Here is a 22,164-nt window from a genome sequence, read left to right as displayed (position 1 = left end):
CTTAGCGAACGTCTTTAGCGATCGGGATCTATCTTGTTTGTGCGACTTTGCTCTGCTGCTGTTATCAATGCCTCATCAGCAGCTAAGTACTAATGGTGATGCTTCGATGGCACCCCTGCGGGTGTAGCCAAACGCGCTGAGACTGTCGCCTGCAAGTTTCCAGGCAAGTGCAGCTTGGGAGCTCGACAAAGCATCCTTCCATTCGCCAAAGCTCCCCTTTCGAATCTCATGGTCTGCCGATTCTCCGGGCGTCCTACCCTCGGTGACAGTCGAAAAGTCCGTGGCATCTTTTACACACTCAATAATCTCGGGTGTTACATCAAGTCCCAATTTGATGAAAAGCGCGCGACACAGCTGGTTGAAATCAGTATGCAGATCCTCGTAACGGAGTACCGTAAGTTCTCCGCGAGCCGCATGTTCGGCAAGCTTTGCTGCGCGCATAGACCAGCCGAGCAGTCGACGCAGGTAACTCGCATTTTGAGTTTGCCATGGTGCCTCTTGTTTGCGCATCAAGCGCTCAAAATGTTGCGCTGAAATGGCCGCATCGCGACCGTCTCGCACAATGGCAATGGTTTGACTACCGGGAGATGCATGTTTTAAAGCAGCAAGTTGCATCAGTTGATCGGCGGCCTTGGTGGCAACACGAGACCCTGTGGTTGCTTGGGAACGCAGCGCTTCAAAAAACAGCGTAGGGATTTTCTCAGTGTGACTGCAGTCTCTTACCGCCTGCATAAGCGTCAGCAGATCGTTACGACGAAAGCTTTGCACACCAAGCTTGTCGGTGTGACGTGTTGGGTCGATAAGCGGCGCGGTGCTGGGTCGCAGGCGATAGTCACCCAGGGCAAGAAGCTGTTCTAGAAGCGCATCCAGATCTTCTGTATCAAACTCATCTGCTTGCCTTTGTTTATCGGAACCCATAATCGGTATCCAGCCTCGAGCCAAAAACATCTCCCGAAAAACATCCTGAGCGGGCCGCAGGCTGGAGTGCTCCCGACGTCGCATCCAGGCATTATTTTGTGGGCGAGGACGCAGGTAGTCCAGGCCTGCTATGGGTAGCTCAAGAATTCGTCGATGCGGTGCATAAGCGGCACGTATTGCATCAAACTCTCGCCATCCGACAACGTGTGGGTGGGCCGCCAGCATATGCAGCAGCCAGGAGGTGCCACACTTGTACATGCCCACGATATGAATCATGTCCTCGTGATTTTGGGGCGCAGCTTGTATCGGGCCGTTTGCACTCATGGAGCGGGGTAATCATTAGCGAAACAATGATGTTCATCATACGTGAGCTTGGCCTCGGTCTCGTTGTCTACGCGCTTCTGAAGCGGGTCTCTTTGTTGCAAATGAGAATTGTTATCGTTAATGTGGCGAGGAGATATAAAACAAGGAGCCGAGGTGAAAGTTCCAAATAGTAGCAATGGCCTGCGCTGTACGTTGAGCGAATCTCTTGTTGTGACCTTACTCAAGAGCGGATTGTTGCGGGCAGAGCAGTTGCAGTGTCTTGATCAACCCTCGAGTGATTGCCTAAAGCGCATCGTGTTGCGCAGTTGCGCTGACGTGACTACCCCAGTCTCTTGACTTAGGAGGTTGACTTGAGGGGGGCAAATGTAGAGAATTCGCGTCCCCCGCAACGGGGGTCTGCAAAACGCCGTGGCTACGTAGCTCAGCTGGTTAGAGCACAGCATTCATAATGCTGGGGTCGGTGGTTCAAGTCCACCCGTAGCTACCAAATTTCTCCTTAATTTTCAGTATCTTACAGCGCCTTCGGAGGCTCTACGGCTATAGGCTCTACCCGCTGGCTCTACCCAGTTAACGGGGGATACACCGGTTTTCATTAAGCTCGGTTAATCATGCCATCCCATCCACAGTGGGTTAAGACCCGCAGTCGATAGTTTTCAAAATTTCTAAATCCATAGGCTCGCCTACTCATCATTTCCATCTTGTTATGGAAGCCCTCGGTGTCCCCCGTTAGTGATGAAGAGCCGTTTGATGTCGGGCAGTAGGATCGATTGCTCACGTGTATTCGTTAGTGATCAAAAGCCCGGCATTGGGCACAGACGTACCCGCGCACCTACCCACATCGATTCAGGAGCGCGCATGGACGTCACCAATTTGGTATCGGCCGCAGTAAAACAATGGCAGCGCATGACGTATTCACTGTCAGCAATTTGACAGTCTCTTACGCGCAACATGCATAGTATTTAAAGCTCTACCTGCTTAGCTGGAGCTTGTGCCGTGAACCAACGACTATCGCAAGAAACACTCATTCCCACCGAGTTCTCAGAGACCTTTCAACGGCAACGGACCTGGTTTAGAGATCACCGAAATCCATCCCGCCAAGAACGCATAGAACACCTTGGCGCTTTGCATGCCCTGCTTGTGGATCACAAAGAAGCGCTTATTGATGCGGTGAATGCTGATTTTGGGCGCCGCTCCCGGCACGAGACAATACTGTCCGAACTAATCCAGAATCAGGAAGGCTTAAAAGCAGCAATGAAGCACCTAAAACACTGGATGAAACCCGAGCGTCGTGGACTTGATATCACCCAGTACCCGCTTGCGAAAGCGCGGCTCATGCCTCAGCCTCTGGGCGTGGTGGGAATCGTTGCTCCCTGGAATTTCCCCATATCCATGGCTTTTGCACCGCTCACCGGTGCTTTTGCTGCGGGTAACACCGCGATGATCAAAATGTCCGAGAACTCAGAGAACACGGCTCAGTTGTTAAAAGAACTTGCCCCTCAATATCTGCCCAAGGAAAAACTCGCTTTCTTTGAGGATGGTGGCGGTAGAGGCCCTAGCTTTACGCAGCTTCCCTTTGATCATCTGTTCTTCACAGGCTCGCCCCAAACCGGCAAAGCCGTTATGAGTAATTGTGCAAAAAACCTAACGCCCGTGACATTGGAGCTCGGTGGTAAGTCTCCCACTGTTGTTGCGCCCGACTACCCCATAACGACGGCCGCCGAGCGCATTATGTGGGTGAAGCTATTTAACGCCGGGCAAATATGTACCAATGTGGATTATCTATTTCTGCCCGAGAACAAGGTCCATGAGTTTGTAGCGGCGGCCAAAGCTGTTTGCCAGCGGCGCTACCCAAATCCTGATAACGGTGATTACACATCTATCGTGGATCAACGCTCCTGGGATCGACTGCACGCTACGTTAGACGATGCCCGGCAAAAAGGTGCTCAGATTATCGACATCTTTGATAACTGGAATAGCGATCCCGAAAAACGTCTTATGGCACCGCGCATTGTCCTTGGCGTCAACGACGACATGGACATTATGCAAAGAGAGATCTTTGGTCCGCTGCTGCCAATCAAAACCTACAAAAACCCACAGGAGGTGATCGATTACATCGACAGCAAGCCCCACCCGCTGGCGTTTTATGTGTACAGCAAAGATAAGAAGCTTGCTCAGTGGTACATCAACAACACCTTGTCTGGTGGCGTTAGTGTCAACGATGGTCTTATACACGCGGCTTTGCATGACCTGCCCTTCGGCGGTGTTGGTAACTCTGGCATGGGTCACTACCACGGCAAAGAGGGTTTCCTGACATTTTCAAAACAACGCCCGGTGTTTTACCAAGGCCCCCTGCGAGTAATGAATATGTTGATGCCACCCTATAAAGGCCGCGCAGACAAGCTTTTGGAGTTCACCCTCAAACAAAATAGCTGAGTCAGTTGCACATGCTTTTCATTGTTAAAACTCTCAAAGACACAGGAGCCTGCCATGAGCATGGAAAAAGATAAAAAGCGACGTTACCGCTCAGAGGTCATGAAGAGCGGACCTGTAAAAGCCGCAGCTCGCGCTATGCTGCGTGGCATGGGTCTGGATGATGAAGACATCGCTCAGCCTTTTATTGGGGTGGTTTCAACCCACGGCGAAATGAGCCCCTGCAATGTGAAGTTAGCTGAGGTGTCCGAGCAGGTGCGCCGAGGCGTTTACCGTGCCGGCGGAACACCAAGGGAGTTCACCACGGTTTCCGTGTCAGATGGATTGGTCAACGGGCATTCGGGCATGCACTTTTCACTCATGTCCCGAGAGATCATTGCCGACAGCATCGAGATTGTCATGCGCGCACACCAATACGATGGACTGTTTTGTATCGGCGCCTGCGATAAAAATTTTCCGGGCATGATGATGGCATTAACACGCCTGAATGTACCCGGTGCTTTTATGAACGGCGGCCCCGCTCTGCCGGGAAACTATAAAGGCGATCCGGTTGAGGTGAAAACTGTCGCGGAATACACCGGCAAACTCATCGCTCGCCAAAGTACCGAAGAGGAGCTAGAGGAAGTCTCACGCAAAGCGTGGCCCGCTCCCGGTTGCTGTGCTGGACAGTTCACCGCAAACACCATGGGAATGATCGCCGAAGTGCTCGGCTTCGCTCCGCTTGGCTCAAGTACCGTGCCTGCTGTTTACTCACAACGTCAGGCCATCGCCCGGGCCGCAGGACGAACGTTAATGCAGGCGGTAGAAGCTAATTTTCCGCTTCCCCGGGACCTGGTGACCCGCAAGAGTCTGGAGAATGCCTGCGCGGCCGTTGCCGCTACTGGCGGGTCAACCAATTCCGCGCTGCACATCCCGGCAATCGCGCACGAAGCCGGGATCGAATTCACCATCGATGATGTGGCCGAGGTATTTGAACGCACCCCGCTTATTACTCACCTTAGCCCCTCGGGGCCCTACCTGTATGTGGATCTGCATGAGGTAGGCGGTATCCCCTGCGTATTGCGCCAGCTACTGCAAGGCGGCTTTATTCACGGGGATTGCCTCACACTCTCCGGCACAACGCTGGAGCAGGAGTTACAAAGCGCAGCGCCAGCTGATGGCAAGGTCGTCATGCCCATCAGTAAGCCCCGTACTACATCGGGCGGGCTCAGCGTGCTGCGAGGCAACCTCGCTCCGGGCGGTGCAGTGATCAAAAACGCCGGTATAGACCGCACTGATTTTCGCGGTCCAGCGCGCGTATTTGAATCAGAAGAAGACTGCCTTAAAGTGGTAATCGCCAATGACATCAACAATGGCGAAGTCATCGTGATCCGCAACGAAGGGCCTGTGGGCGGTCCGGGAATGCGCGAGTTGGTGACCGTGACAGCCCTGCTTTATGGGATGGGTAAAGGTGAAACCACGGCTTTAGTGACAGACGGGCGCTTTTCTGGGGCCTCCCGAGGATTCAGCGTAGGCTATGTCACGCCGGAAGCTGCGGCAGGGGGGCTTATAGGCCTCATCGAAGACGGCGACTCGATTTACATCGATCTTGCAAATCGCTCGCTCACCCTGGAGCTAGATGACGAGGCGCTTGATGCGCGACAGGCTGCGCTGGTACCCAAAGCCGCCAAAAGCATTGTCAACGGTGGCTATGCAGAGAAGTATGTCGCGAGTGTCGGACCTGCAACGCGCGGTGCAGTCACTCACAGTGGTGGCGTGCGATGGGAAAACGACGCCGAAAAAAACATGTAAGAACCAAAGCCCATCAGACCTTTGGCGCACATATAAGAATTTGAAGAGGATAACCATGACTAATCAGGATCTCTTTTGTCGCACCGGCAAAGCGCTCATGCTGGGAGCTATGCTCTTAAGCCCGCTCATTGCCACGGCTAATGACGCGAAAATCCCAGACACCGAGTGGCAGTTGCACGGCAACGATGTGGGCGAACAGCGACACTCTGCGCTTACGCAAATTAATCGTGACAACATCGAGGAATTGGGCCTGCAATGGTCTTTTGACCTCTATACCCGGCGCGGTGTTGAGGCCACTCCCCTCATGGTGAACGAAACGCTTTACGTCTCGGGAAGCTGGTCGATGGTTTACGCTCTAGATGCGCGCACGGGCAAATTGCGTTGGTTCTACGACCCCAAAGTACCACGCTCTTTTCTGGCCAAGGGCTGCTGTGATGCGGTGAATCGAGGCGTGGCCTATAGCGACGGTCGAGTATTTATTGGCACCTATGATGGCCGGCTCGTAGCCTTAGATGCCGACAACGGAGATGTGCTGTGGGATGTGCAAACCACCGACCGGGAGCAGTCCTACACGATCACTGGCGCTCCGCGATTGGCCGGGGACTACGTGGTCATCGGCAATGGCGGTGCAGAGCTGGGAGTGCGTGGCTACGTGACGGCCTACGATAGTAAAACCGGCGAGCAGGCATGGCGCTTTTATACGGTCCCGGGTAATCCCGGTGAAGGATTGGAGTCCGCGGCGCTCAAAGAAGCGGCAAAGACCTGGACCGGGCAGTGGTGGGAATGGGGCGGCGGCGGTACCGTCTGGGACTCGATGGTCTATGACCCCGAACTTAATCTTCTTTACATTGGCGTCGGTAACGGGTCGCCCTGGAACGCAGAGCTACGGAGCCCCGAGGGTGGAGACAATTTGTTTTTGGCCTCTATCGTTGCACTCAATGCCTCAACCGGCGAATACGTCTGGCACTATCAGACGACCCCCAAGGAGACCTGGGACTACACCGCCACGCAGCACATCATGCTGGCCGATCTGACCATAAAAGGTGAGTCGCGCAAGGTGCTCATGCAAGCCCCCAAAAATGGCTTTTTTTATGTGCTCGATCGCAAGACGGGCGAGCTTTTATCAGCGGACGCTTACACGCCTATGACCTGGGCCTCTGGCGTTGACTTGGCTACCGGGCGCCCCATTGAGACAGACACCGCGCGAGTCTTTGATGGCAAGAACATTAGCCTTCCGGGTAATGCGGGGGGGCACAACTGGCCTCCCATGTCATACAGCCCCGATACCGGTCTTGTATACCTGCCAACCATGAACACCCCTATTGCCTTTCTCGCGCCAACGCGAGAAGAGGACCGCACACCCAGCAGCGGTTATTGGAACGTCGGCTTTGATCGCATGGCCAACGTGCCGCCGGATATTCCTGATCTAAATGCGATGTACGACAGTGCCGTGACGGGTCAATTGGTCGGCTGGGATCCTATTGCCGGCAAAGCGGTATGGGCTTCAGAAATGGGCCGTTTCGCCGGCGGCGGTGTATTGAGCACGGCAGGTGGATTGGTATTCCAAGGCAGTGGCTTTGCAAAATTACGAGCTATGGATGCGACCAACGGCAAGGTCCTGTGGTCCTTCGACACCCAAACCCTCGCCGCAGCTGCGCCCATCTCCTACTCCCTGGATGGAGAGCAGTACATTGCCGCGGCTGTAGGCTTCGGGGGTGGCGCCGGAGCAGAGGCCGGCGCGGTTACGCACCACTGGGAAATACCCAACCTTTCTCGGGTGCTCGTCTTCAAGCTGGGCGGTAGTGCAGAGCTGCCCCCCATACCTGAAGACGACCGTAGTCTTGCGAGCCAACCAGCGATCGTAACCGCCAGCTCAGAGGTCGTTGATCACGGCAGAATGGTCTATCAACGGCACTGCAGTTATTGCCATGGCGACGGTATGCGCACTGCTGGCCTCACTCCGGATTTACGCCACTCAAATGCCATGGTGCATGACAATTGGAAAGCGATCGTCCTTGAGGGGCAGCGCAGCGGCTTGGGCATGGTGGGCTTTAAGCAATTCATCAATGCCGGTGACGCCGAGGCTATTCGCCAGTACACCTTGTATGAGGCCGGACGTCTCTACGATCAGCAGCAGAACGCTAAACAGGAAAACAAGCAGGCTAAGGCGTCTGCCTCAGCCGAGTAAAAAATCACCAGCGGCGGGTCATATTGGCGGGTGTTAGTAGCCCGCGGTTGGTTCCTCTTCTTTTGTAGCAGCAGGCTCTTGATCCGCACACCCCGATCGGGTGAAAGCGCCAGTTACACCATCGCGAAGAAACGAAATGTCTGTACCCAGGGAGGCAAAAGTAAAGCCTTGCTCCAGCGCTTGCCCGGCAAGCTCTGGAGAGTAGCCAAACATACCTGCGAACTTACCGTGCCGCTCACAGGCGCCGAGGATCATAGCGATAGCCTGAGCGAACTTGTCATTGCCAAAATCGCCCGGGGTAATCCCTAAACCAAAACAAAGATCCACGGGGCCCACAAAGAGACCATCGATGCCAGGCTCGGCGGCAATGGCATCCACAGCATCAAGACCCGCTTGAGTCTCGATCATTGCCAGACAGGCAATTTCCGAGTTGGCCTCTGTCAGGTAGCTCATACCTTCGATAAGAAGGGGTCGCATAGGACCGCAGGAACGGTTACCCAGAGGTGGGTAACGACAGGCATCCACAGCCGACCGCGCTTCGGCGACACTGTTCACCATAGGCACAATAATGCCCTGAGCGCCCGCATCGAGCGCTTTACCTATCTGATCGGGCTGGTTATCAGCGACGCGCACAATGGGAGTCACTGGCTGGCCCGTGATCGCCGGCAATAGCCGGGTGAGGTCGCTGTATTCCATTAGACCGTGCTGCAAATCAAAGCAGATCCAGTCCAGACCACTTCTTGCTAGAAGCTCAGCGATGTGAATATCCGGCAGATTGCTCCAGCCACCGAGCGATCGCTCGCCACTCCGCCATTTTTTTAGGGAAAGATTCTGCATAGTCTGATTCCTTGATGCATGCGCTGTCGGACCCGAAAGGTCTAATCAGGAAAAATTGATCGCCACACGACCAAAGCCATTGTCGAACTCCGCAACCACCTTATCGCCCGCTTCCACAGGCAGTGCCCGCAGAAAAGACCCGCTGAGAATTACATCACCAGGCTCGAAGGCGACGTCAAAGGCGGCGAGTTTGTTCGCAAGCCACGCTACTGCCGTTAAGGGATTGCCCAGTACTGCATCAGCGCATCCCTGTTCGCGCACTTCGCCATTAATTGCCAGGGTGCCGTTGATTTTACGAATATCGATATCCTCAAGACGCACGGGATTACCACCCAGCACTACACCACCTACCGCCGCTAAATCAGCAATGGTGTCGCGCACATCCATTCCCGGGGCCATGGCCACCCGAAAATCGACAATTTCGATGGAGGGCAATACAAAATCGGTGGCGCGAATCACATCGGCAACGTTGAGCCCCGGCCCTTGCAAACGCTCTTTCATCACAAAGGCCATTTCGATCTCGACCATCGGCGTGTGCCAATCTGTGCGGGGTGTTTCGCTTTCTTCATCCATAAACATGTCATCAAGAATCGCAGCGAAGTCCGGCTCGGTCGAACCCACCATATCTTGCATAGCTTTAGAGGTCAGCCCGATCTTGTAACCCTTTACCCGCCTACCTTGGGAGGTAAGACTAGTTACGACCTTTTCTTGAATACGGTAAGCGTCCTCTAGTTCAATATCTGGATGAGACTGAGTTAGCAGGCTGATCTGCTTTTTTTCATCAAAACAGCGGACAATCTGTGCTGCAATTTCTTCTCGAGTAACTTCGGTCAACATGGCAATACACCCTTGTGAATATCAACGTGAAAAAACAGCTAAGGCCATGCCGCCATGACCCACTATAATGCTGACAATATCCTTGATCGATGTGGGTAAATCTGTCGGCTACTCGACAGTCACAGCCAGCCGGACACGCGCTATCTCCGTGCTATAGTCAAAAAAATAAAGAGATTCCCAACAAAAAAACGGGAGCAAGAGCCAATGATCACCGTTCCTCATTTGCACGACTTCATCGAACAGTTACCTGATGCACTGCGGGGGGAGCTGGTGCTGCAGGCAAGACAGCGAAAAATAGATCGGGGCGACGCGGTGTACCATCAGGGAGATGAGCCCAACGAGTGGTACCAAATTGTTTCTGGCGCGGTAAAACTGTGCTCCTATTCAAACGAGGGTAATGAGCTGGTTGCGGTGGAGCTTCAGCAAGGAGACTGTTTTGGCGAAATGGGCGTCATCGACAGCCTGCCCCGAATCAGCAATGCTATTGCAGCAAGAGACTGCATCATTCGCGTTTGGACCCGCGCAGACTTCGAAAGTTTTAACCGACAGTTTCCGGCATTCAATACCGCTGTTATGCAGGTACTTGCGCGCAGAGCCCGGCTAGCCTACTGCGTCTGGCTCGAGACCAGTGGGCTGTCCCTGCGGGAACGCATCGGAATAGCACTGTGTCGCCTTGCGCACACACTTGTCACCGACCCCACGGAAACAGACATACCGATTTCTCAGGAGGGCCTCGGCAATATGCTGGGCGCCTCTCGACAGTCCGTGAACAAAGAGTTACAGCAATTGGCAGCGGCGCAACTCATCAGTCTTCGCTACGGCAAGATCAGAGTCATCGATCTAGAGCAGTTAACCAACAGCTACGGCGTTTTGGTAGGTACCGACTCTATTGTAGCAACCTATCAGGTGCCCACGGCCGGCGTATCCCGGGCAATCGACTAGCTATGCACTTAGGCGATAGAAAGTGTATTCTCCACCATCTCTGGGGTTAACTCATGTACGGATTTGACGCCGGCGAGTGTTAGCGCCACAGCAATTTCGTTGGCAAAGACCTGCAACAGGGCGCTAACGCCCTGTTCTCCCTGCGCCGCGAGGGCAAAAAGCCAGGGCCTGCCGATCAAGACGCCGCGTGCGCCCAAAGCGACAGCCCTTACGACATCAATACCATTGCGAACGCCACCATCGAGGAAAACCTCGGCACGATCATCCACAGCCTGAGCAATACCAGGAAGCTTGCTGATGGTCGACGCAACACCATCAAGCTGTCGTCCTCCATGATTAGACACCACAACACCCTCGGCACCGCAGTCAACCGCCGCTAAAGCATCGTCGACCTCGAGCACTCCTTTAATCAAAAGCTGGCTACGCCATTGATCTCGAAGCCAACGAATATCTTCCCAGGTCGCGGCAGGGTCAAACTGCGACTCCACAAAGCTTTTATAGCTGTTGAGATCCTTGGCATCCGGAACCCTGCCCGCAAGATTACCCAACAAGTGAGGTTTGCCCTTAATGCCCACATCGTAGGCCCACACCGGACTGCTGGCTAACTGCAGGAGCTTTGACACCTTGGACTGCAAGCCGGTACCCAGCATGCCGTTTTGATAGTCCCGTAGGCGCAACCCAGGTATGGGAAGATCTATAGTAAATATCAGGGTGCGGGTACCGGCGTCCCAGGCGTTTTGCAGTATTTCTTGTACATAGCCGCGGTCGCGAAGCATATAGAGCTGGAACCAGGCGGGGGTCGCCACGGCCTCATTGACTTCACTCATCGAGCAAATGCTATTGGTGGACACTGAAAAAGGCACGCCGTGGGCCTGCGCGGCTCTTGCGGCCTGCACTTCACCGCGTCGCGCGTACATACCCGCAAGTCCAACGGGGGCCAAGGCTAGAGGCATGTTTGCGTTCTGTCCCAGCAGCGTAGTCGCTGCGCTTGCACCAGACACATCGCGCATGACTTGCTGGCGAAGCTTTATCTTCAGAAAATCATTGCTGTTAGCTGCCAAGGTTTCTTCACGGTTTGCTCCGCCGTCTGCGTAATCAAACAGAAAACCTGGCAAACGCAGCCGCGCCCGACGCCGGTAATCCTCAACAGTCACGGGAACAACATTAAGCAAGCTCATGATGTGCACCCATCCAGCACATCACCGGTCTTCAGATAGCTTGCGATGTTGGCAAAAGCACGCCCAACCATTTCTTTGCGACACTCCGCTGTCGCGCTGCCAATATGGGGCAATAGCGTGACCTTAGGCAGATTCAACAAGGTAGGCGTCACCGCAGGCTCGAACTCAAACACATCCAGGCCAGCACCGCTCAGATGGCCCGACTCAAGCGCATGAACCAGGGCCTCCTCGTGTACCAAGGGGCCTCGGCCGGTATTAATCAACACCGCTCCCGGCTTGAACTTGGCCAGGGTCTTTTCATTAATGAGGTGCCGCGTGTCATCGGTAAGAGGACAATTCAAGGACACGATGTCCGAGGACTCGAGCAACTCATCAAGGGTGGCGCAATGGCGAGCGCCACACTGTTGCTCAGCCTCGGGTTTAGGTGAGGGACCATGGTAAATCACGTTCATGGCAAAGCCAGCTGCCCGCCGCGCCACGGCCTGGCCAATCGCGCCAAAGCCAACAATGCCGAGCGTGGCACCGTGCACACGTTGACCCAACAGTGATGCGCCGGACATCCAATCATCCGCCCGCAGCGCACGCTCACACTCTCCAAGGCGGCGGCAGGTGGCCATAAGAAGCGCAAAGGTAAGATCGGCGGTGTCCTCCGTGACCACGGGGGTATTGGTAACCAGGATCCCTCCTTGCGCGGCGGCCTCAAGATCGACATTGTCCAGACCCACACCCAGGTTAGCCACGAGCCCGAGGCTGTCCGGAAACGACTGAATCAATTGCGCGGTCACGGGATCGACTGCCGTACCTAGCCAAACACGCGCATCGCGCAAGCTTTCGCTGGGCGATGCGGAATCGTAAACACGCACCTCACCCAATTGCCGCAGCGGCGTAAGCATGGGTTCGGGGAAGTCGCGGGCGATAACAATAACGGGGCTATTCATGATTGATTTCCTTTACTGACTGCAGAGAAACTCTACGCCAAGACCACTTAGGCCAAAAGCAGGCGAAGCAAAAAAAGGGAGGCTTAAAGCCTCCCCTCAAGCACCGCAAACTGTGCCTATCTAAAATCGATAGGAGCCTTGGAGCGCTAGTGAACGAAGGCGAATCAGAGAGTTAAATCCATTACCCGCCACCAGTGGCTGATCATTGTTGTTGTAACCAATCTGTTCGTCTGTCAGGTTTTTACCAAGAAAGGCGACGTCCCATTTGCCTCCAATCTCCCCAAAGCTTACCCGCATATCCACAGTGGTAAAGGCATCCTGAAATCCAATCAGTGGATCCAAATCGCCGACCGTTGCAAACTCGTCAGAGTAGTTAACATTCAATAAGGCGCGCAATTCGAAGTTACTGCCAATGGGCTGCGAGTAATCAAAATTCAGATTAAACGCCAGCTCGGGAGCAAACTGTGTGTTATCGCCCGATGCGTCGCGGAACCCGTTGTTACAACCAGGAGTAAACTCCGGGTGCGAGGGATCCACCTGCTGGGCTGCCCAACACGGCGCTGTGCCCCATTCATCGAAAATCGAGTCCAGAAATGAACCAGCGGCACTGATCACTAGTTTATCTGTCGCGGCCCATTGGATATCAAACTCAAGCCCCTGAGAAAGAACCTCCGCAGCATTAACAACAACAAAGCCTGTTGCCCCGTCAAAGATGCTCACCTGCGTGTCCGAAATCTCATTGCGGAACACAGCGGCATTTAGGCGCATCGCGCCATCAAGCAGGGTGGTTTTAACACCCAGCTCCATAGCGAGAGACGACTCTTCTTCATATTCGAAGAGATCGGCGCGGGGAGTGTTAGATTCTTTGAGGAATCGCGCATCAAAGCCCCCGCCTTTGACACCAGTTGATGCTGTCGCGTAGACCATTGTGTCGTCACCCAAATCAAACTCCATGTTCAGGTACCAATCAACAAAGTCCTCGCTCCGCGTGCGATTCACAAACTCATGCTCGTAGGTTCCAAGAAACCCACTGTCGTTCCAAACAGCGGCATCTACCGCGGCTGCGACGGGAGCAAGTTCTTGCTCAAAGCGATCGTACTCTGCCGCCGTATTGCCATAGGCGAAAGTACCGGCAGGTGCCCCCACGGCAGCACTGTAGTCCCAACCACCCGTGAAGCGTTTATCAAGGCGTCGATTAACAGTCTTCTCTTCATCTGAATAGCGAAGCCCCGCGGTACCACGCAAACGATCTGTAAAGCTGTAAGTCATCGAGCCAAAGACAGACAGCTGCGTTTGGTCTTGGTCAAAATTATAGTCTCGAGTTACGTTTGGACCGCCAAAGGCCGCGGTGCCGAAAGCCTCCTTTGATCGATAAAAAAGGTCGGCGTCGTGGTAATACAAACCCGCAATGTACTCAAGGCGCTTGCCCACGGGAGAGCTAAAACGAACCTCCTGAGAGATTTGCTCGTAGTCTTCCGAAGCGTCTACCTCAATAAACGGCAGTGCCGAAAAATCGCAATCACAGACATCCACGTAATCGTAAGCGGCATACCCAGTCAACAGTGTCAGCGTGTGCTCTCCCAGAGCAATATCAAAGTTGATATGGCCAAGTTCCATATCGTTGTCACTGCGTTCTGTCTTATCAGGAAAGCCCGGCACTCCCGCAGGAATCACGCCCAACTGCTCAAGAATAGCGCCACCGTCATTGATCACAGCACGCTCATCGTCAATCTGCTCTATACCACTGCCACCTGTGGCCAGCGCGACCGAGGCCTGAGTAAGGCCGGTAAGCAACGCCGACGTTGGATTGTATGCGGGGCTTGCTACGCGTCCTAATTGAGTGATCGAACCAAGCTGCTCAAAGGTGCTTGTTTCGTATTTCGCCGAAACCGTGATGTTTTCACTTGCGTCCCACTCCAGAGACACGCGTATGGTCTCGTCTTCTCGCTCAGGCGCCTCTCCACCTTGGATGACATTGTCCAAGTAGCCATCAATCTGATAATTGCGATAAGCGACTCGCCCACGCAAGGTGTCCGTGATAGGCCCCGAAGCGACAGCATTGATCTCGGTTTCGCCATAGCTGCCGTAAAGTGCCTGTACAGAACCTTCAAATTCTTCTGTCGGCTTTGCGGTGTGCAGGCTGAGTGCTCCACCGATAGTGTTCTTACCAAAAAGAATGCTCTGGGGTCCGCGCAGCACCTCGATACGGTTTAGATCCATAAACGGAGCCCGGGACAGCTGATGACGTCCCATAAAAATGCCGTCGTGAAAAATTGCGACAGATTGCTCAATACCTTGGTTTGCGCCGCCGGTTCCAACGCCGCGAATAAACAAAAAGTTACCAATGGGGTTTTGCGCCACAGTGACCGCAGGCATGTTCATGGTGAAGTCTTCCATCTTGGTGATGGCCTGCTCATTAATCGCTTCACCGGACATTGCCACCATAGAGATGGGAACATCTTGCATTGACTCAGAGCGCTGTTGCGCGGTGACAATCACTTCTTCGAGCTGCTGCGCTGATAGCACCGGAGACATACTCACTCCGATGACTGCGAGCGCGAGCGGTTTTTTCATAAACTGACATACTTTCACTATAGTTATCTCCTTGGCAGAATCTTAAACCCCTAGCTTCTTCACCCTGGCAACACAGCACAGCAATTCGCTTGCGGCTCCTTACTGCCATGCCTATGTCGTCTCACGGTGAGGGTCGACTCTAAACAAGATTAAGGTCCAACAATGTCGCCATGCGGACAGTTTTAGTCGATAAGTCTAGGTAGCAAATCCAAGGCAAGTTCCTAAAACAGCGAACGGGGAGTCTAGGTAACTGCCACGCATCATTAGATAAGGTATTGCCAACTTAACTCGCCGAAATGAGACAATCCGGTGATGAATACATACAAGCGCCACCGATTCCCGCTCGACATCATCAGCTACTCCGCACCCATAAAGCGGGGCAGACTCTCGGGCTCTACTATCGTTTCAACCTGAGTCACCGCGACATCGCAGACATGCTGGCAGAGCGAGTTATCACTGTCACCCGAGAGTCAATCCGTCTCTCGTGTATCAAATTTGGGGCTATTTACATCCATCGATTGAGGGGCCGGCACAAAGGCTATGGTGACACCTTCTACATTGATGAAGTCTTAGTGAAGATCCGCGGTAAGGAGCATTACCTGTGGAGGGCGGTCGACCAAGATGGTGAGGTGGTCGATGTCTATCTTCAGACTAAACGAGATGGGGCTGCTGCTAAGCGGTTCTTCAGGCGCTTGCTGCGTTCACATGGAGGCGAACCCAGGCAGATCGTTACGGATAAGTTGAGAAGTTATGGTGTTGCTCATAGAGAACTGATCCCTGAAACAATCCATGTCAATGATCGGTATGCGAATAACCGAGCAGAGCAATCTCATGAGGCGACCCGCGTGCGAGAGCGAGGGATGCGGATGTTCAAGTCGTTGAGACAGACGCAGCGATTCCTGGGTGTGCATGCAGCGGTTTCAAACCGATTCAATCTGGGAAGGCATATGATTACGGCTGAGCACTATAGGAGTCTCAGGGTAAGTGCGTTTGAAGAACGGAGTAGGGCAGTTGCTTGAGGTCATATGGCGGATTTCAGCGCCCCAGACGAATTAAGTTGCCAAAACGCTCCAGCGTACAATTGATGGAAGACAAGCAGTTTGCCCGTGCTTGGTAAACGCCGCCGTGCAAGCGAGCTGCACAACCCCGAAATTTGGCTATGCTAGCCTTTAAAGGATGTCGAGAAATCTAACGCCGGTGGGTCCGATGCAGGAACGTCTAACGATATTAGCAACGAGAGTGTCTTCGACTGCTGACTACCGAACGTCGATCAACTCGCTGCTCCCATTTTCAGAAGCGGAGTACGTGCCGCTTAAGCCGGGTCCTGGGCCTGGCGATATCCGTATTTTTTCGTCACAGAAGGTCTCTGTGCTCGGGGCTGAGATTCACACCCCTTCGGTGATGACGAGCATCACACACGGAGACCGTGCTGTTTTCTGGTTCGTGGAGAGGGCCTGCGAGGGCCGGGTGAACGGGCGCGACATTTGTCGTGATTCGCTGTACGTGGCCCGGCAGCAGGACGGTCTGTACATTACAGGCGGCGCCCGGCGTGCCGTGGCAATCGCCATTCCCCGTATCGTCTTGGTCGAAACGATCGCGGCGCTACGTGGCGGGGAGCCCGAGGAAGTGATGCTTGACGGCATGGAGCTAAGGCTTAGCCCCGAAGTCGGGGCGCGCTTCCGGTCAGGAGTCAGCGCCTTACTCGTGTCCGGAATCGAGGCGAAGCTTTCAGGTGAGGTCCCCTTTAATCTGCCGGATCCGAGCGACGCAATTCTCGGCCTCGTGACTGACGCTTACCTCTGGGCGACACCTGCACAAATGCGCGATGAGCGTGCCGTTGAGCCGGAGCGGATTGTCCGGCGTGCAGAGGAACGCTTTTTCCAATCATCGGCGCAACCGGCTTCCCCGGCGGACCTTTGCGCTGCAGCGGGTGTAAGTCAGTCTACGCTGCACCGCGCTTTCCGATCCGTGTGTGACCTCTCACCGCTGGATTACTTTTACAAACGGCGACTCTGTAAAGCGCGGCGGCTTCTGCTGCACGCCGACAAGCGTCGTGGTGAGGTCAAGCGAGCCGCTCTCGAGGTTGGCTTGACGGAGTTCGGCCGTTTCTCTGTGGAGTACCGGGCTCTCTTCGGAGAGTCGCCGTCGGCTACGCTGCGGGCCTGAAGCGCGTCCTGAGCTACCGCGAAGCCGTCCAGCGTCCAGCGTCCTGTGCCCTGTGCCCTGTGCCGTGTGCCATGGGTCCACCGCATCCTCTACGTGACGGAATTTGCATACGTTCTTTTGTTGTGAGTTCTTCATTACCTTCAATAATGCTGTTAAGCATTGCCGCGCGATAAGCCCGCCGGAAACGGCTGATTCGTCGTGAGAGCATCGTCCCGCCACCAATGTTGGCTCAGAGGAAGGGAAGCAGAATGGGGAGCACAGGTATCAAAGCGCTCCGCTTGGACTCGCGACCACTGATGACTTCACTCCCGTGCCGCCGGTCGCTACGGAGCACTTCACAGCGCACGCTGCAGTGCATGAGTCGCCCTGTTCTCGTCCTGTTGCTGGGGCTCAACACTCCTGATCAGGCGCTGTCCCAAAGCATGACGATTCAGGAGATGGAAGCAAAGCTGCTCGAGATGCAGCGGCAGATGCTGGTTCTTCAGGACGAGATCGAGATACTTCGAGGCGTCAACACCAACACTGATCCGCAGTTGCCAGAACAGGCTGCGCCGAACAGCGGCGTTGTCCTCACGGGAGATAGCGGGCCGGTGTTAGCCGACCATGCCGATGGAACTGCCGGCGAATCGGACGGCTTTCCCGTAGCCGGGAGGGAGGAGATCTTGGCTGACGCTACGATCTCTCCGCTCGGGCGGGGCGAAGAGAATATTGATCCTGATTTCGAGAAATCGGCACCGTTGTTCGGCTCCGATTACCGATTTTCCATCGGAGGCTATGCCAAAACTGACCTGATTTTTGACTTCGACGGCGTGGGAGATCCCTATCAGTTCGTTCTGGGCCAGATACCGGTAGCCGACAGCCCCCCGGGGGGTAGCTACAGCCAGCTGCATATCCGCGAGAGTCGTACTCACCTGGAGATCCGCAACGTCAACTCACCTTTTAATCTGGATAAGTTCTTTCTCGAGTTTGACTTTTTCGACGGCGCCGAGAGCACCAACTTTCGTCTGCGACACGCCTATTTTCAGTTCGGCCAACTGCAGGCGGGGCGGACCTGGTCGATTCTTACGGAACTGCGTGCGCTGCCGCTGATGCTCGATTTTGCGGCCGGTGACGCGCTGCTCGGCGGTCGCTCGGAACAGATCAAGTGGGACGGAAACAAGATTTTCGGAAAGCTCGACTGGGCGGTCGGGCTTGAGTCCTACGACGCTACACGCATCGTGATCCCTGAATCGATTGCCGGCCGGGGCATCGCCCGATCGAGGACGCCACGGCTTTCCGGTGGCATCAGCTACCCCTGGGATCAAGGCGTGCTGAGTGTCGGCGCTTCGGTCAATGAAGTTCGTTTTGACGGGTCGGATGGCTTAGAGGATCGGTCGGAGCTGGGCTGGACCACCGTGCTGGGATCTCGTGTTTACCTGCGCGCCGACCAACCGCATTTTCTCGGATTCAACGCCGGTTACACCAAGGGCACCCTCTCAGACATCATCGCCTTCGCGAATGCGGGGACACCCAACGCCGCCCTCAGCACTGAAGGCAACCTTGAGCTCGCGGAAGGCTGGAACGCCAATGTCGGACTGCACCTGAGCCTTTCCGACAAAGTGACATCGAATCTGCATTACGCCTACACGCGAATGGAAAAGACTCCTGAACTGTTTGCGCCCGATGAAATGGCCAAAGGCTGGGCCGCTCACGCCAACCTCATCTACGATTTCGACTCTCGCTTCCGCGTCGGTGTGGAATACATGTGGGGCGAGCGGGAAACAGTCGATGGCTCCAGCGGTGACGCGGCTCGGCTGCAGTTCAGCACGTTCTACTACTACTGAGCGGCGCCGAGACTGGGGCCATCAAGGAATACGGAGAAGCGCATGATTTTGATATCGGTCGGCGAATTCAGGCTGTCACGTATTCTCTTCTGGGTGTGCCTCGCCCTATGGAGCGTTGCGCTTGCGCAGGAAGAGAAAAGCGCCGCTGACATTGCGTGAGAACTCGCCAATCCGAATACTTCGCTCGGTTTCCTTGCTGTGCCGATCGATTTCACCACTTACGGCGGGAATGCTCCCGGTGCCTATGATCAGAGCGCGACGCGAGTCAGTTTTCAGCCCTCGCTGCCATATCCGCTCGGTCCCGGAGTGAACTTTTTCGCCAGACCGCTGATCCCCGTGTACATCGACCAACCCGTACCCCTGGTAGGCGGCGAGGTGGTGTTGCCGTCGGAGTTGTCAGCTGCCGGCGGGAATTTTGAAAGCAGCGGCGTCGAGCTCGGGGACATCTCCTTTGATGCGGCTGTCGGCAAGACCTTTGACAACGGCATGATGGTGGTTGGGGGGGTCGTCGGCACGATGCCAACAGCGACGGATGATCGTCTGGGGCTGGATCAGTGGCTTCTCGGCCCAGAAATACTCATCGGTGCGCAAACGTCCTGGGGCTTCGTGGGTGCTCTGCTGACACATCAATGGGATGTCGCAGGCGAGGATGCTTACAACACGAGCGTTACTGGCGGCCAGTACTTTTACACCGTCAATCTCAAGGATGGCTGGCAGATCCAGGCGACACCGACCTTTAGCTATAACCATGAGGCGAGCAGCGGCAACCGGCTGAGCTTTCCGCTCGGTGTCGGGGTCTCTAAAACCGCGGTATTCGGTGGCACGCCTTGGAAGTTCAGTCTGCAGTATTGGGAGTACATCGAGTCTCCCGACGATTTTGGCCCCGAGCGGCAGATCCGATTTCAGGTCGGCCCGGTCATTCCCTTGCCCTGGTGAGGTGGAGAGACCTGAATAGAATCGGACACTGGATTCAGCCGGGGCTGACGCAAGTCCACAGATTACCCAAGAGATTACCGAGATGACGAGGAAACCAATTATGGGAACATTTAGGAACTCAACCGCAGCGCTTTCTCTTTCGCTGAGCGCCGTTCTGGGAGCGTACATGGTCACCGCTGCTGTACAGAGCGCTCAGGAGTTTACTTCGATGCAGTCTGCAGACGTCGAACGTGTCGAGATTGAGGTGGATCTCGATGGCGCGGTGGAGAGGCTCGCCGGAGGCGTACGCTTCCCCACGATCTCCAATGAGGATCGCGACGATTTTGATGTCGAGGCCTTCGAGGCGTTCCACGATTATCTGGAGGAAACTTTCCCTAATGTGCACAAGACCCTCACTCGGGAAGTTATGGGCGATCCCAGGCCCTACAGCCTTCTCTACACCTGGGAGGGCAAGGATCCCTCGCTGGCTCCAGTCATCCTCATGGCGCACCAGGACGTGGTGCCGATCGCCTCTCCGGACGAGTGGGACTACGATCCTTTCGCGGGAACAGTCGACAAGGGCTATCTCTGGGGCCGGGGATCCTGGGATGACAAGGGCATGATCTTCGCCATCATGGAAGCGACGGAGATGAAGATCAAAGAGGGTTTTCAGCCGACGCGTACCTACTACTTTGTCATGGGGCAGGATGAGGAAGTCGGAGGGGGAGAGGGCGTCGGACACATTGCCGATGTTCTCGAGAAGAGGGGGATAGCGGAGGCCTACCTCGTTTTCGACGAGTCGGCGCCCCTCGCCGAGGGGCTGTTTCCAGGAATTCCCCAGAACACCGCGCTCATCGGCATCGCCCAGAAGGGCTACCTCGCCCTCGAACTCCGGGTGGACGGTGTAGGCGGTCACTCCTCCCAGCCGCCAGAAACCTCGAATATCGGCATCCTGGCCGCGGCAATCGCGAAGCTCGAGGCGGCTCCATTCCCTTACAAGCTCAACGACGCCCTGCGTCACCAGTACCGTTGGATGGGGCCGGAACTACCTGAGGATCAGCACGACATGTACGCGGCTGTGGCCTTCGGTGATGACGACGAGATCACCGAGCTCGAGCAACAGTTTATCGACATGATGGAGAAACAGGATCTCACCCGCGCCATGCTGCACACGACAACGGCGGTGACCATCATCGAAGGTGGAGTGAAGGCCAACGTATTACCGCCTATGGCACGGGCTGTCGTGAATTTCCGGCCCACCATTGGCGATAGCAAAGAGTACATCATGGACTACGTGCGAGACGTGATCGATGATGACCGGATCACTATCACGGATGTGTCGCAGTCGACCCCGGCGACGAACATCGCCGATCCCTACAGCGACCAGTACAAGCTGATCGAGAGAACGCTGCGGCAGATTTACGATAACGACATCATGGTTGCGCCGTTTTTCGTGGTGGGTGGGGCGGATGCAAAGTATTTCGCAGCCAAGCCGATGGGTATCAACACCTTCACGGTGACCCCGCTTCAACTCGAGTCCGTCGCTGATCTGCCTCGGCTGCACGGCGTCAATGAGCGGATTCAACTTGAAGAGGTTGGCCGCTCTATCGGTTTTTACTACCAGCTAATGACCAATATCGAGTCACAGTGATGGGTGAAGGGCTGCCGAGGAAGCGTGCTGTATCCATGATGCAGTAGGTGGGCGCTGCTATGCTACTTCTCTGGCCGCAGCGGCCCTGTCCAGATCATAGGTAGCCTGGAGGTTCATCCAAAGCTTAGGCGACGTTCCCAGCGCTTCCGCGAGGTCTAATGCCGCATCGGCAGTGACGCCGCGCTTTCCACGAATCAATTCATTGAGTCGCGCTTTGGTCCAACCAATTCTTCGGGCGAACGCAGCCTGGCTCATTCCCTGGGGTTCGAGAAACTCCTCCAGCAACATTTCGCCCGGATGAAACGGATTTTTCGGTTGTCTATCCACGGCCTTCACCTATCTGTGATAGTCCACTATCTGTACGTCGTGTGACTGTCCGCCGCTCCAGCGGAAAAACAGTCGCCATTGATCGTTGATGCGGATCGAGTGAAATCCCTTCAACTTACCCTTCAGGGTCTCAAGTCGATTGCCCGGAGGAACTCTCAGATCCTGCAGGTCCGCTGCATCGTGCAGGTAGAGAAGCTTCCGCCTTGCGATTCTGAGAAGTTCATTGGGGAACGATCTGGTCGATTTACTCTTCCTGTCGCAGAAGAGGTCTTCCGTGAGTGCATTCCCAAAGGATACGATCATGTTCCGATGTTATCGGAACTCG

At 55.0% G+C, this 22,164-nt stretch carries 18 protein-coding genes, 1 tRNA gene and 1 pseudogene; 11 read left to right on the top strand and 9 right to left on the bottom strand.

The features are described 5' to 3' along the window. Nucleotides 1-75: 75 nt before the first annotated feature. Complete coding sequence (locus R0135_RS08280; RefSeq protein WP_407349784.1) at nt 76-1,242, bottom strand: sulfotransferase; 1,167 nt, start codon at nt 1,240-1,242, stop codon at nt 76-78. 410 nt (nt 1,243-1,652) lie between these two features. Here R0135_RS08280 and R0135_RS08275 point away from each other — a divergent pair. After that, a tRNA-Met gene (locus R0135_RS08275) sits at nt 1,653-1,729 on the top strand. A gap of 105 nt (nt 1,730-1,834) precedes the next feature. Here R0135_RS08275 and R0135_RS08270 read toward each other — a convergent pair. Next, a pseudogene (locus tag R0135_RS08270) lies at nt 1,835-1,966 on the bottom strand (transposase); the annotation flags it as partial. A 51-nt stretch (nt 1,967-2,017) separates the two neighbouring features. Between R0135_RS08270 and R0135_RS08265 the strand changes: the two are divergent. The 4 genes from R0135_RS08265 to R0135_RS08250 all read left to right on the top strand — a co-directional run bounded on the left by R0135_RS08265 (nt 2,018) and on the right by R0135_RS08250 (nt 7,651). Beyond that, nucleotides 2,018-2,131, top strand: coding sequence for a DUF3604 domain-containing protein (locus R0135_RS08265; RefSeq protein WP_407349783.1), 114 nt, complete (start codon nt 2,018-2,020; stop codon nt 2,129-2,131). A gap of 104 nt (nt 2,132-2,235) precedes the next feature. Then, nucleotides 2,236-3,675, top strand: coding sequence for a coniferyl aldehyde dehydrogenase (locus tag R0135_RS08260; protein WP_407349782.1), 1,440 nt, complete (start codon nt 2,236-2,238; stop codon nt 3,673-3,675). A gap of 54 nt (nt 3,676-3,729) precedes the next feature. Continuing rightward, the gene (locus R0135_RS08255; RefSeq protein WP_407349781.1) at nt 3,730-5,463 is read left to right on the top strand and encodes a dihydroxy-acid dehydratase; all 1,734 of its coding nucleotides are present in this window, start codon (nt 3,730-3,732) and stop codon (nt 5,461-5,463) included. Nucleotides 5,464-5,518: 55 nt separating this feature from the next. Next, the gene (locus tag R0135_RS08250; RefSeq protein WP_407349780.1) at nt 5,519-7,651 is read left to right on the top strand and encodes a PQQ-dependent dehydrogenase, methanol/ethanol family; all 2,133 of its coding nucleotides are present in this window, start codon (nt 5,519-5,521) and stop codon (nt 7,649-7,651) included. A 33-nt stretch (nt 7,652-7,684) separates the two neighbouring features. Here the strand turns inward: R0135_RS08250 and R0135_RS08245 are convergent, their stop codons facing one another. Together R0135_RS08245 and R0135_RS08240 are read right to left on the bottom strand one after the other, a co-directional pair. Next, nucleotides 7,685-8,488, bottom strand: a complete 804-nt coding sequence (locus R0135_RS08245; protein ID WP_407349779.1) for an HpcH/HpaI aldolase family protein — start codon at nt 8,486-8,488, stop codon at nt 7,685-7,687. 45 nt (nt 8,489-8,533) lie between these two features. Then, nucleotides 8,534-9,325, bottom strand: coding sequence for a 2-keto-4-pentenoate hydratase (locus tag R0135_RS08240; protein ID WP_407349778.1), 792 nt, complete (start codon nt 9,323-9,325; stop codon nt 8,534-8,536). Between the two features lie 204 nt (nt 9,326-9,529). Here R0135_RS08240 and R0135_RS08235 point away from each other — a divergent pair, with 204 nt between their 5' ends. After that, nucleotides 9,530-10,267 carry a Crp/Fnr family transcriptional regulator gene (locus R0135_RS08235; protein ID WP_407349777.1) on the top strand — a complete coding sequence of 246 codons (738 nt, stop codon included), beginning with the start codon at nt 9,530-9,532 and terminating at the stop codon, nt 10,265-10,267. A gap of 8 nt (nt 10,268-10,275) precedes the next feature. Here R0135_RS08235 and R0135_RS08230 read toward each other — a convergent pair whose 3' ends face one another. From R0135_RS08230 to R0135_RS08220, 3 genes are all read right to left on the bottom strand, one after another. Beyond that, nucleotides 10,276-11,445: an L-lactate dehydrogenase gene (locus tag R0135_RS08230; RefSeq protein ID WP_407349776.1), complete on the bottom strand. Its 1,170-nt coding sequence runs from the start codon at nt 11,443-11,445 to the stop codon at nt 10,276-10,278. Continuing rightward, nucleotides 11,442-12,383, bottom strand: coding sequence for a 2-hydroxyacid dehydrogenase (locus R0135_RS08225; protein ID WP_407349775.1), 942 nt, complete (start codon nt 12,381-12,383; stop codon nt 11,442-11,444). Before R0135_RS08225 ends, R0135_RS08230 begins: the two co-directional genes overlap by 4 nt. 120 nt (nt 12,384-12,503) lie before the next feature. Further along, nucleotides 12,504-14,957 carry a TonB-dependent receptor gene (locus R0135_RS08220; protein ID WP_407349774.1) on the bottom strand — a complete coding sequence of 818 codons (2,454 nt, stop codon included), beginning with the start codon at nt 14,955-14,957 and terminating at the stop codon, nt 12,504-12,506. Between the two features lie 296 nt (nt 14,958-15,253). Here R0135_RS08220 and R0135_RS08215 point away from each other — a divergent pair, with 296 nt between their 5' ends. The 5 genes from R0135_RS08215 (at nt 15,254) to R0135_RS08195 (ending at nt 21,512) form a co-directional block, all read left to right on the top strand. Then, on the top strand, nt 15,254-15,976 hold the full coding sequence (locus R0135_RS08215) for an IS6 family transposase (RefSeq protein ID WP_407349773.1): 723 nt from the start codon (nt 15,254-15,256) through the stop codon (nt 15,974-15,976). Nucleotides 15,977-16,163: 187 nt separating this feature from the next. Then, nucleotides 16,164-17,123: a helix-turn-helix domain-containing protein gene (locus R0135_RS08210; RefSeq protein ID WP_407349772.1), complete on the top strand. Its 960-nt coding sequence runs from the start codon at nt 16,164-16,166 to the stop codon at nt 17,121-17,123. Between the two features lie 356 nt (nt 17,124-17,479). Then, nucleotides 17,480-18,946 (top strand): hypothetical protein, encoded by a 1,467-nt coding sequence (locus R0135_RS08205; protein ID WP_407349771.1) that lies wholly within the window; start codon nt 17,480-17,482, stop codon nt 18,944-18,946. Between the two features lie 198 nt (nt 18,947-19,144). Then, nucleotides 19,145-19,882, top strand: a complete 738-nt coding sequence (locus R0135_RS08200; protein WP_407349770.1) for a hypothetical protein — start codon at nt 19,145-19,147, stop codon at nt 19,880-19,882. A gap of 100 nt (nt 19,883-19,982) precedes the next feature. Beyond that, nucleotides 19,983-21,512, top strand: coding sequence for a M20/M25/M40 family metallo-hydrolase (locus R0135_RS08195; protein WP_407349769.1), 1,530 nt, complete (start codon nt 19,983-19,985; stop codon nt 21,510-21,512). Nucleotides 21,513-21,569: 57 nt separating this feature from the next. Here the strand turns inward: R0135_RS08195 and R0135_RS08190 are convergent, their stop codons facing one another. Next, complete coding sequence (locus tag R0135_RS08190; protein WP_407349768.1) at nt 21,570-21,839, bottom strand: HigA family addiction module antitoxin; 270 nt, start codon at nt 21,837-21,839, stop codon at nt 21,570-21,572. 9 nt (nt 21,840-21,848) lie between these two features. Beyond that, nucleotides 21,849-22,142: a type II toxin-antitoxin system RelE/ParE family toxin gene (locus R0135_RS08185; RefSeq protein ID WP_407349767.1), complete on the bottom strand. Its 294-nt coding sequence runs from the start codon at nt 22,140-22,142 to the stop codon at nt 21,849-21,851. Nucleotides 22,143-22,164: the final 22 nt, after the last annotated feature.

The organism is Congregibacter variabilis, from assembly GCF_045689235.1.
Lineage (GTDB): Bacteria > Pseudomonadota > Gammaproteobacteria > Pseudomonadales > Halieaceae > Congregibacter > Congregibacter variabilis.
Note: the sequence above shows the minus strand (reverse complement) of the source record. Positions and strands in the feature narration are given on the sequence as shown.